Source organism: Parvibaculum sp., from assembly GCF_039680535.1.
Taxonomy (GTDB): domain Bacteria; phylum Pseudomonadota; class Alphaproteobacteria; order Parvibaculales; family Parvibaculaceae; genus Parvibaculum.
On sequence record NZ_JBDKSS010000005.1, the window covers coordinates 493471 to 504516 of the forward strand.

At 61.7% G+C, this 11046-nt stretch carries 7 protein-coding genes and 1 tRNA gene; 1 reads left to right on the forward strand and 7 read right to left on the reverse strand.

The window, feature by feature from the left end; translation table 11 throughout:
• Positions 1-84 precede the first annotated feature (84 nt).
• Positions 85-999 (reverse strand): hypothetical protein, encoded by a 915-nt coding sequence (locus tag ABFC66_RS03595; RefSeq protein WP_346739578.1) that lies wholly within the window; start codon positions 997-999, stop codon positions 85-87.
• 246 nt (positions 1000-1245) lie between these two features.
• On the opposite strand from ABFC66_RS03595, the gene ABFC66_RS03600 reads away from it, so the two are divergent.
• Complete coding sequence (locus ABFC66_RS03600) at positions 1246-2226, forward strand: WYL domain-containing protein (RefSeq protein WP_346739579.1); 981 nt, start codon at positions 1246-1248, stop codon at positions 2224-2226.
• Positions 2227-2240: 14 nt separating this feature from the next.
• Here ABFC66_RS03600 and ABFC66_RS03605 read toward each other — a convergent pair whose 3' ends face one another.
• From ABFC66_RS03605 to ABFC66_RS03630, 6 genes are all read right to left on the reverse strand, one after another.
• Positions 2241-2918 carry a hypothetical protein gene (locus tag ABFC66_RS03605; protein ID WP_346739580.1) on the reverse strand — a complete coding sequence of 226 codons (678 nt, stop codon included), beginning with the start codon at positions 2916-2918 and terminating at the stop codon, positions 2241-2243.
• A gap of 121 nt (positions 2919-3039) precedes the next feature.
• A complete protein-coding gene (locus tag ABFC66_RS03610; protein ID WP_346739581.1) occupies positions 3040-4542 on the reverse strand; it encodes a DUF2779 domain-containing protein in 1503 nt (500 codons plus the stop codon).
• Positions 4543-4684: 142 nt separating this feature from the next.
• Positions 4685-4758: transfer RNA gene (locus ABFC66_RS03615), tRNA-Gln, on the reverse strand.
• A gap of 124 nt (positions 4759-4882) precedes the next feature.
• On the reverse strand, positions 4883-8029 hold the full coding sequence (locus ABFC66_RS03620) for a helicase-related protein (protein WP_346739582.1): 3147 nt from the start codon (positions 8027-8029) through the stop codon (positions 4883-4885).
• Positions 8019-9875 carry a phospholipase D family protein gene (locus tag ABFC66_RS03625; RefSeq protein ID WP_346739583.1) on the reverse strand — a complete coding sequence of 619 codons (1857 nt, stop codon included), beginning with the start codon at positions 9873-9875 and terminating at the stop codon, positions 8019-8021. Before ABFC66_RS03625 ends, ABFC66_RS03620 begins: the two co-directional genes overlap by 11 nt.
• The gene (locus tag ABFC66_RS03630; protein ID WP_346739584.1) at positions 9865-11043 is read right to left on the reverse strand and encodes a DUF6361 family protein; all 1179 of its coding nucleotides are present in this window, start codon (positions 11041-11043) and stop codon (positions 9865-9867) included. Before ABFC66_RS03630 ends, ABFC66_RS03625 begins: the two co-directional genes overlap by 11 nt.
• Positions 11044-11046: the final 3 nt, after the last annotated feature.

An 11046-nucleotide genomic window follows, 5' to 3' on the forward strand; every position in this document is an offset into this window, starting at 1 on the left:
TCTTCTTCCTCCCGGCAGGGTTTCCAATGGGCATAGGGGCTGGTATCCAATCTGCAGACTGATCTTATGGGTAAATTGAATTGCTCAGGGGAAGAAGTGCTCATCGTTGAGCAAATCTTCGACATCGCTTGGCCTGTAGCGAAAGCCGGCGTTCCGGAATTGCTCGATGATTTCAGCCCTTCCCGACGGCGAGAATTGTCGCGCTCCGGAGGGGCCTTCGATATTGCTTACAACCCATCCGAAGAACGCATCTTTTCTCAAGGAGATCACCGCCGGGGCGCCCCCGAGCCAGCGGTAGAAGTAATAGCCGCCTGTGACCATGGGCGTGACATATGAGCGGAGACAGTTCTTAAACTCCTTGGCGACCTCCACGAGTTCCCGGGGGGACTGGATCGGCCTCAGAAGCGAGTTACCCGGCCAAGGCGCCTCAATGGCTGGGGATTTTTCAAGCCAGCGACCAAACCAATGTCTGATCTGCTCAAACTTCTCGATCTTGCTGAATGACTGCCAGATCCGCTGATGATCCTTGGATGGAAAGATCTTGAGCAAGGCATCGAAATAGTAAAGTGCGCTTTCGGCCTGGGTCGATGACCTCACTGCGCCGATCAGGTTCGTCGACAGAACTTCTCCAGGGAGCATCGAAACGACGTCGAGGAGGTCGGGGGTGACCGCTGCGCTATGGGCCAGGAGCTTGAGCCTTTTGTCGGACTCAACTGCTTCGATCAGTTTCTGGTAGTAGCCGAGAGGCAAGGGATAAGCACGGATCTTCCTCAGAATCGAGAGGAGGCCCGTCGGTGTTTTCCCCAGAGTTTCCACGCAGATATCCTTCGCCGGTGCGGATGCAAGCAAATCACCGAGATAGAGCGCCTCGTCGACTGACCGGATTCCGTGAATCTCGATGGCGAGGTAGACAAGGTGATGCCACCAGGTGTCGGCAGTGTCGACATGTCCGGCAAAGCGGGCCGATGAGGCCACAAGAAGCATGACCTGCGGCGCCATTCGGCCGTGCCTTACGGTTGCTTCGGTGAGAATGTCTGCGGGCTCCGTCTTCCTGCTCCGCGGTTTGGGCACATCCATGTCACTGGACTTAAGTTCGCATTCAGAAGGGGCGGACGCTGGGCTCATGTGGAACCTCTCGATGACTTCGACAGGTTCGAAAAATAGTCGCTCTCTACGTCAAATTCTGACGTATCGTTGTCCAAGCATCTGGGAGCCGTGAGCCGGTTTAGGGGGTGGCGTGCAGGCATGAGCTACGAAAAGGCAGAAGAACTTATTCATCTCGCGACGCTCATGCAGGGCTCGGCCGAAGGGGTGTCACTCTTGGATATCACGCGCGAGTTCGGGGTGTCGCGGCGGACCGCCGAGCGCATGCGTGATGCGGTACAACGCCTCTGTCCTGACATCGAAGCCATTGATGACGACGGCGGGCGCCGGCGATGGCGGATCCGAGGTGCCAACGTCCTGGCACAACTTGCAACCGTGAATGCGCCGGAGCTTGCGGCACTCGAGCATGCGATTGAGCTACAGGCGAATGTTCGTCAGGGGGATCACCACGAACGCCTTCTGAGCCTGTCTGAAAAGCTCCGCGCGGCCCTGACGCACCGGCTGCGGACTCGCCTGGAACCGGATATCGAGGCCTTGATGGAGGCCGAGGGCCTTGCGATGCGGCCTGGCCCCCATCCCCTGGATGAGCATCACGTTGTAACAGCGCTGCGCGACGCCATCCTGAGTTCGTCTGTCGTGCTCCTGCATCATCAGCCGCGAGGATCAAAAGCCAAAAGACGTCAAAAGGTCCACCCCTACGGCTTTCTGTATGGTAATCGACACTACCTGGTCGCTTTCAGCATCGAGGCTCGTGATTTCCGCCTCTTTACGTTGAGCAACATCGATCATGTCGAGGCGCAAACGGAGCACTTCGCGCGCGATCCGGAATTCTCGCTCAAGGCATATGCGGAACGATCATTCGGCGTCTTTCAGGGCGACGAAGTCCAGGACGTTGAATGGCGTTTTGCTCCGGAGGTCGCCGACGACGTAAGACGGTTCCTTTTTCATCCGACGCAAACAATGGAAACCAACGACGATGGAAGCATTACTGTTCGCTTCCGTGCCTGCGGCCTTCGTGAGATGTGCTGGCATCTCGTCACTTGGGCCGGCTACGTCAAGGTTGTTGCTCCGAAGGAGCTGAAGGCCGCTTATAAAATGAACGTGTTGGAGACACGCGTCTGACGCCGGGAGCCTCCTCACTCGACGACAGGATAGTAGGGCGCACCGAAGGCGATCGACGGATTGTCCATCATCAGGTCGATGAACAACGGCAGCAGGAAGCCAAGAATGGCAGCGCCGTCTCGCACCTGGGGGCGATTGACACTGCTGTTCCAGGTAGCGCCGCCGTGAACCAGCTGATTGCGCAGAACATAAAGCCGATCAAAGAGCGTCGTGAGGATCAGTCTGGTATCTCGATTCTGGAGGGCGAGCCCAATTCTCCTCCTGCTCTTCGCAAATCGATCTTCCCAGTCCTCGTATCCGTCGATGCCATTTTGAAAGTGCCAGAACGGCTGAAAGACGTACTGATTGTCGAGGAGTAACCTGATCGAGCGCGAGAACCGGTCCCAGATTGCGTCGTAAATCCTGTGATCGATATCAACCGCCAGAATTCGCTCGAAGAAGGCGTCAAAATTCGTTCGCTCACCGGATGGCGATGCCTCCGGAATGTCTTCCGCGTAGGCTGAGTTGAATGCGATCCAGAGAAATATGAAGGCAGCATCCTGGTCGCCCTCTTCTCTCTCAGCCCTTTGGAGCCAGCTTATCGAGCGATGCACACGAAGTGCGAGGTTCTCGGGGAAGCCCTGACGAATCGCACGTTGCTTGTCCTTCAAACTTGCGGGCGTTGGGCTCTCATTATTCTTCTCGTGTTTCATCGTGTCTCTCGAATTGGGCCTGTGCCAATGATCGGAAGAAATTCTTGTGCAATCGGTCGCTGTCCGACGGTAAACCTTCGCCATCGAGAGGCCGACAAGCCGAGCTAAGTCACGAACCGGGTCAAAGTGGGAATGGCTCTCTTTGAGTAAGATATTGCCATAGCCGTATCATCGCGAATGTATCGAGGCGGCAATACTCTCTTAGTTGACTCTCGATCTGGTTCTTCCGCTCCTCGGATGTGGCCGGCGAGATCGCTTCAAGATATCCGCTCATCGCCATTCCACCGTCCTGGATTCCGTCCAGTGCATCATATCGGAGGTCGGGCGCGATCGCCGGCAGGACGGATTTGATGCTCCAGCTTCCTTGCTGGCTCGGATGATAAAAGCGGTCGCGTGCCACAGGCAGGAGATCGACAATCCGATCATTGATGGCCGACAAGCGGGGCTTCAACCGCGGATAGCGGTCGGCCAGTTCACTTATACGGCCTTTTTCAAAGCCCGCATTGTAGACGAAGACGGGTCCGCTCTCTCCGCATGCGTTGATGAGGGCCTCTGCGAAAGCTTTCGATGGGTCGCCACCGCTCAGATCCAGGAATTCCTGCTGCGCAAGGGTTCCGCCGCGCGACAAGCGATGTACGCTGAATTGAAATGGGATCTGCTGGTAGGGACGCGTTCCCTTCCAGATAGGAACGGCAAATTGAACGGTCTCAAAGTCGATGAAATAAGCTGGCAACTTGTGGGAGGCGAGGTCGGCACTGGCGCCGTTGGAGTCGAAAAAGATCTCGTCCGAAATCGTGGAGGCTTTGACCCGACGCTGACGATCGTTGAGGTGTTCGTCAGGAATCTCGTGCATTTCGATCCAGCCGTTCTGCTCGATCAATGCCTTTAATGCCTTCGTTCGTCCTCCCGGAAGCCACCCGATGGGATGCGTCGCCTGAGGCTCCTGACCTTGGCAATGCGCAAGAAAAGGGCATTCAAAGGGATCGTTGCAATGTGGGCCCGTTCGAATATCGGGCTCTGTGCGTTTGCGGGCGACCGCCTGCGCCTCGGAGATCCATTCGTCTACCTCCGCCCCCCTGCCAAATGCTTCTTCCGTCAGATCCTCCTCCACAAGCAAGCCCCGATAATCGTCGTCTCCGGGGTAGGTCCAGCTACTGTCTACATGCGACAGTGCAATCGCCGCCAAGGACACGCCGGCCTGCATTGCCACGCGGGCCTGAATGGCCACATCATCCCGATGATAATCTTTGACGCTTGTCGACGATTTGACCTCAACCATACGCCAGGCACGCGTTCCGCCTCTCTGTATCGGAAGCATGATGTCGGCAAAGGCGAGCGCGCCACCCGCCGCGAACCCGGCCTCAAAGATAGGCTGCCCGGATTTCAGAAGCGTCTTTGTGCGTGCAAAAGCGGCTTCAAAACCCTCGGCCTGAGCGTCGATGAGCTGACCATTTCCTTTCGGGTCATATAGCTTTCGAGCGATGTCGCCGACCTGATGTCCGGTCTCAAAACGCGCCTCCGCCTGCGGAGAATCTTCACGGAGATCTGGGCGATGAATCTCCAGCCAAAGCCGCTTTGGACACTGCCTGAAGGCAACGAGCTTTGATTTTGACAAATTGGCCATTTCAATTCTTATGTCAGAAGATCATGATCAACTATCGAATGCTGCCCGATCCATGGCAAAAGATTCTTGAAGAGCCTTGGCATGTATTCCGCTCCCTCGACTTGGCGCGACCGATTGATCCTACGCTTCTGCGAAGTATGACTGGTTCCCCCTCATGGATTCGAACCACGGTTTGCTGAACCAAAATCAGCCGTCCTACCGCTAGACGAAGGGGGAACACTCAGATTCAGGCGTGAATTAATTCACTGTCTTGGGCGCAATGGCGGGGGCTGACCCTGCGCCATCTTCCTGAAATTGAAGCGTTGGCTATAACTGTCCTCTTGGTCAATCATCACGGCCTCTAAGGATCGTCGGGAGGTCTCGGTTCGAGCCGAATTTGTAGATCGCTTAGCATGGAGGTATCCATGCCCTTGCCGGCGAGAGTTTGCAGGTAGCTCAGTAGATCGTCCTGCCGCGGCTGGCCGAAGGCCAGACGATAGACCGTGAGGCTGCGCTTAAGCCAGGCGAGTCGCGTGACTTCCCGACTGAACGGCAACATCGGCACGCGCCGCTCGACCCGCACGGAACCTTCGTAGATCCAATAAGGGATGAGATCAGTGTCGACCGCAGCCTCCGAGCGCGCGCGCTCGAACATGAGCTTCCACGGATCGTCAGGAGTCTGCCCACGGCCCCTGACGACAGCGGCCTGGCGTTCGGCCAGGTTGAGGCGCACTGCATGGCCCTTGAAGCGGTGGACACGGCCTTCGCGCTGTTCAAGGTCCACCGGGTTGCCCGGCAGGTTCCAGTGATAGACGCGATAGCAATAGGGATGGAAGTCCAGCCCTTCCTGGCCGACCGATGTTGTGGCGAGAACGAACGGCCGGAACGGTGAGTTGAAGGCATCGCGCACGCCTCCGAGCCGGGCGACGGCGCCGTCCTCGTCCTTGTAGTCGGCGAGCCGCATGGCGAAGCGACCGCGCATCTGGAATTTGCTGATGGCGAGGGACTCTCCATCGATATGCACATCATCGACATCGATCTGCGACGGGCGGATGGCCAAAGCCTGGGCCATGGCGCGGGCGACGCCGATTGCGCGTTCCTCGGCCGGGCGGGAGCCGAGACCTTCGGCATCGAGGAGGTAGTGGGCGTATTCGTCCAGGACGGCCTGAAGATTGTGCTGCGCGCAATAGACCAGCACGCGGCGCCAATAATGATCGTCGTTATCCCGCCGCAGCAGGGCGACCGCGTCATGCTGATTGAACAGCGTGCGGAACGACCAAGCGACCTCAGCGGCGGCGCTGAGCATGCGCGGGTTGTCCCAAGCCAGCTCGGGCGCGATCCGCTTGAGGGCGCGAAGCGCACAGACGGCGGGACTGCCGAGCGCAACGTCAACCAGCAGATCTGAAAGATCGGCGGGCAAAGCGCCAATGTTGCGCATCTTCGCCGCTCCCGCCAGTTCGGCGACATGATCCTGGAAGGCGTCTTCGCTCGCCAAGGCACGCATGCCGTGGGGCGTCTCCAGCCAGGCGCGGGACCGCGCGCCACGCAGGTCATCGATCACGGCGGCGGCGGCCCACTCGGCGCTGTGCGCGTCCTGATGCGATACGGCTCCTTCCTGCAAAGTATCGAGGGCGGGCTTGAGGCGGCTGCCGATAGCGTCGCGCATTCCCTCCAGAGACAAGGCGGTCTCGGTTCCGCTGAACACCGCCAGCGGATCGGCCAGTTCGGCAAGAGCCGGCGACGGATAGATCAGCAGCAGCGCGCGCAGACCCGCGAGCCGACCCTGATCCTGTCGGAACTGCAAGGGACGCAGACGATGCTGCTCGAAATAGCGTCGGCCGGATTCGCCGACGCCCATGCGCCGTTCGGCTTCGTAGGACAGCAGGGCCGCGATCGCGTCGGGCACCATGGACCAGGACGAAAATATCAGCGCTTTGGTCAGCGGCGCCCCGGATCGCGCGTCGCCGTAATAGGGCATGGCGGCAGGTATCCAGAGATTCTGCTCAAGGTGCTGGCCGAAGATGTCGTTCATGATCGCGCGCATGCGGCCATTGGCCGGGTCCAGCGGCGCGTAGGCGTCGATGGCCTCGTGATCGAGCATGGCCGGTCGAGCCGCCTGAATTGCGGTGCGGAGCGCGGCCGAAGGAGCGTTGATCTGGTCTTCCAGCAGCCGCTTCAGGCTGTAGTGGCGCATGAAGTTGAGCAGATAGGGCGAGGACTTCCAGTATTCGATGATCTCGGGGGCATCGAGTGTGCGCGCCACCTGGGAAATGGCGGATGCCTGCGCGAGGTCGGCGGGCGCGACCGAGACCGTGATGGCGGGCTCGCTCATCATGGAGTCGCGCTCGACCGTCGATGCGACCCGTTCGGTTCGGGCGATCACCCGGCGCAGGCGCCGTTCGATGATCTGGCGGGTCTCGACCGCTGAGGCATGTGACTGCGGTAGGGCATGTAGGAGACCGCGGAAGGCGCGCATTTCGCGCGCCAGCGTGGCCGCCACCTCCGCCCCTTTTTCCCGGCCATAGAGGAAACTCAGGGTCTCAAGGAAGTCCTGATAGTGGTCGCCGTCGTCGGGCTCGTCGCCGGCGAGCGTGAGCATCCGGTAGGGCGTGGCGGAGAGCAGAAGGGTGCGGGCGGCGTGCCCGTCGCCTCCAGAGTAGTCGAACAGTTCGCGCGCGAGGATCGCCGCGTCGCTGTCGCCGTGCAGCAGATCCCGAAACCGCTGGAACTCGTCCATGATGATGAGGTCGGGTTGCAGCGCGTCTACGCAGGCATGGGACAGCTTGGCGCGAAGCCGAGCGACCAGGCTGTTGCGGGGCTGCGTCACCTCCGGAGGATAGGTGTCCCGGCGGCGTGGGAAGAGTTCGCAAACCCGTTCGAGTTCCCCGAAGAGGTCGCGATCCGCCTGTACATCGCGGCGGAAGCGTTCGATGATGCGTTTGTCGACACCTTCGAGGGTGAGATTATCCACGGCGCGGTTCCAGCCGTCGACGCCGGCCGTGACCTGCAACAGGTTGTGCAGGCCCCGCGGGTGCGTAACGAGATCGCGCAGGAGATGACACAACAAGGCACGTTCCTGCGTCACGCCCGTCGCGGAGCGCAGATCGAAGGTCGTGCCCGGCGTCAGGCTGATGAAGTTCACCTTGTTGGCGTCGAGGCCCGCCTGGTCGCGCAGCTGCAGGGGAACGAGGGTCATGCGGGTCGGTAGGGCCAGCTCGCGCCGCTCAAGGACGTTTAAGCGGTTGAGGTTCTGGGCGGCGATCGCCTGGTTCGAGCAGATGTAGAGGATGTCGATCCGTTTGGTGCTGTCCCACAGGTGCTCGATCATGCGGGCGATGACGCCGCGCGCCACCATTGTCTTGCCGAGGCCGACTTCGTCGGCGACCAGGAACTGGCGGACAGGGCTGTCCTGGCCGTAGAGCCGATCAAAGACATAATCGACGGTGCGCCGCTGAAAGACCTTGAGGGGGGCGAGCGCCGTATCGGCGCGGAACCGTTCATTTGGCATGCGGGGCATCCTGCGTAGCGAGCGCAATTCGGAAGGTGTTCCAGAGCGCGCGGAACTCGGCCGGAATGGGATCGGTATCGGCGCCGTCGCCGGTTTCCAGGCGCGCGATCAGCCGTTCGATGGCGCGGAGCTGGTCGCCGCCCTGGCAGAAGGCCCGAACCATCTCTTCGAGGATCGGCGCGTCGTCGCTTGCCGCGCGCCAGGCGCCCTGACCTGACCCGTTCTGCGCCGCGAGGGCGGCGGCGAAGGGATCGCCCAATTCGGAGAGCAGCAGCCGGAGATAGCGGAAAAAGGCATCCTTGCTGTCGATCACCCAGCGCAGGATGGCGGCGTGGCGCTCTGTGGGCAGTCCCTCCATCATGAGCCCGGTGCTGAACAGGATCGAGACGTCTTCCTTCTCGTCCGTCAGGTGACAGGCGAGGAAGCGGGTGAGGTCGACCAACGTCATCGCGCCAAGGTCGGCGGACTGTCCGTGCCGAAGCGGCTCCATGACATCGCGCGCATGCCCGTCGCCCCGCGTGATAGGCCAAACACGCAAGGTGCCGACCCCGGCAAGCGGAAGCCGTTCGGGTGGGACTAGCCAGACCCGCCAGACCGGCGCGCCATCGGCGGCGGCCTCGTCACCTTCGCAACGGAGCTTGAGGCCGCTGCGGCAAATCTCGCGCCGGGCCTCGTCCAAACGCGCCTCCGCTGTTCGTTGCGCGGCATCGGCGGCGTTCATCTCGTCGCGAACGAATGGCCGCGTCAGCCGGCCGAACCCCTTGTCGCCAAGGATTTCCTCAACGCTACCGACCTGCGACCGCTTTCCGGTCAGGGTCGCGAAGATCTCGACATTGCTGCCAGTCAGCAGCGCCGGCCGCGTGGCGTTTCCTGAGCCGACCGTGATCGCGGTGTCCCAGCCGCGCTCGGCTATGAACGCCTTGGCGTGGAGCCCTTGCAAGGCCGCTGCGTCTTCCTCCTCGCCATCTTCCGTGGCCGCCATCTCGTCGAGCACGGCCACGCGGGCAAAGCCATCCAGCGTGGCGCCGGGCACCTGTGCGAGTTCGTCGGACCGCCCGATGAAGATGGGCTTTTCGGAGCTGGGCAGGCCGGCGAGCAGCGACAAGGTCTGGTCGTCGCAAAAGGGCGAGACCACGCCCAGCCGAGCGCAGGGTTCCGGGCGCCATGGCTTGCCGCCGAGGCCGTTGACGGCGAAGGCGACGCTCTCGAATGGCTCGGGTAGGCTCCATTCGGCGCGGCGAATGTCTTCGGCTAGGTCATCGACAAGCGTCTTCGTTCCATCAGGAGCCCCGACGATCGCCAGATCGGGGAGTTGGCGAAGGAAGTCGGCGACGGGGCGGTTGACGGCTTTGGGCTGCTTGGTGATCACGCCGTCGAGGGTGGCGGCAATGTCCCATGAACGGTCGCGCGTCAGGTTTCGGGAGAGAATGAGTAGACGCAAGCGGGCTGGGTCTTCGGGCCGCAACGGCGTGAAGCGCAGCGCCCACATCTTGGGGTGGAAGGCCCCGCCTTGAGGGGCGGCGACCTCGACGATGATGCGTTCGAGCAGCGAGCAAAGGCGGGAATGCGGCCGGGCGCTCGCCTGGATATGGCCGGCGTCGGTGAAGACGACGAGGCGGCCGGCGATGCGCTCGGCGCCTTCCAGCAGCGCCAGGGGATGAGAGAGGATGTCGTCGTGATTTTCCGCGGCGAAGAGCGCCAGACTTACGGGCACGGCGAGCGCGGTCTCGAAGTCGAGCGAGAAGGTCGTGGCGACCGCCGCGTCGAAGACGTAGCCCGCCGGTGGCTGAAGATTGGCGCCGTAGAGCGTTCGCTGTTCGGGATCGAGGCTGCGCCTATTCAGCATGGGCGAGATCCCGCAGGTGGGATTTGGCCTGCGCCCAGCGGAAGCTGAGGCGGTCAGCACCCGATGCGCCGGTCCAGCGGTCGCGGACAGCGTGATTGGCGTAGCGGGACTGGCTGGTCTTGAGCCGGCGTTCGCGCTCCTCGACGAGCCGCCGCGCCGCGGGCGCCGAGATTACCTGCTCCGTCCCGGCCAGAACCAGATCGCGCCACTCGCTCACGAACCGCTTGGCGGCCGGTCGGACGGCGTGCGCCGGGTGCTCCACGACGTTCCAGAAATCATCGAGCGACCATGCGCGGACGGCGCCGAGATCAAGTTCGTCGCTCCAGCTTTCAAGCCGCTCGCGATAGTCGTCGATCCAATCGTCGCGGCGGCGAAGCTCGCTGAGCGCGAGGTTATAGAGCAGCGCCGCGCCGTGCATCACATGGGAGAAGATTTCCCCATGCTGGACGAGGCGGCGTGCTGCGGATGGAAACGCCGACAGATGGGGGTGCGTCCAGATATAGTCGCAGTCCGCGTCGATGCCTTCGCGCGCCAGCATCGTGAGCAGTGCGGTGGGCTGGCTGGCGATCAGGCGGTCGATGAGGAATTGTGCCTCGTCGGTGGTTAGGCGGAAGACGGCGCGCTCAAGCAGGTCGCTGGGCATATGGGGCAAGGCCGGATTCCAGACGGCAGGCGTCTGGGCGCCGGCCAGAGCGTCTTCGCCGCTGGATGCACCGCGCGACCGGCGACGACCCCGCAAGGCGACGAACAGACTGTCAAGCGAGCCGGGAAAGACCCGGATGCCCCACGCGCCCAGGCCAGCCCAATAGACGGAACTCGGCAACCGCTGGAGTCGTGGTCCTGCATCCCGACCGATGATGCCGTTGGACTCACCGCCGGCTTTCAGGGAGTCGGCAAGCCGGATTTCGGTGTCGCGCGCCTCGGTGCGGAGCTGCGCTTCAGGGACTTCGCGCTTTTCCAGCGCCCGATAGAGCCAGGGAATGAACAGCATGTATCTCAGGCGCGTCTGAATCGTGCTCGTGCCCGGAAACAGGTGATCGGCGATGGAATCCCGGATTGCTCCTAGGCCCAGCTCGTCGCGGGTCTCGCGTTCCTGAAAGAGCGCCATGATGCGTTGTGTCCGCTGTCGTTCGGCTTCATCGAAATCAATCCATCCAAGAGACGACATTCG

Coding starts and splice junctions, on each gene's coding strand:
- ABFC66_RS03595 (WP_346739578.1), bottom strand. CDS start 999: ATGGCGCCGCAGGTCATGCTTCTTGTGGCCTCATCGGCCCGCTTTGCC.
- ABFC66_RS03600 (WP_346739579.1), top strand. CDS start 1,246: ATGAGCTACGAAAAGGCAGAAGAACTTATTCATCTCGCGACGCTCATG.
- ABFC66_RS03605 (WP_346739580.1), bottom strand. CDS start 2,918: ATGAAACACGAGAAGAATAATGAGAGCCCAACGCCCGCAAGTTTGAAG.
- ABFC66_RS03610 (WP_346739581.1), bottom strand. CDS start 4,542: ATGGCCAATTTGTCAAAATCAAAGCTCGTTGCCTTCAGGCAGTGTCCA.
- ABFC66_RS03620 (WP_346739582.1), bottom strand. CDS start 8,029: ATGCCAAATGAACGGTTCCGCGCCGATACGGCGCTCGCCCCCCTCAAG.
- ABFC66_RS03625 (WP_346739583.1), bottom strand. CDS start 9,875: ATGCTGAATAGGCGCAGCCTCGATCCCGAACAGCGAACGCTCTACGGC.
- ABFC66_RS03630 (WP_346739584.1), bottom strand. CDS start 11,043: ATGTCGTCTCTTGGATGGATTGATTTCGATGAAGCCGAACGACAGCGG.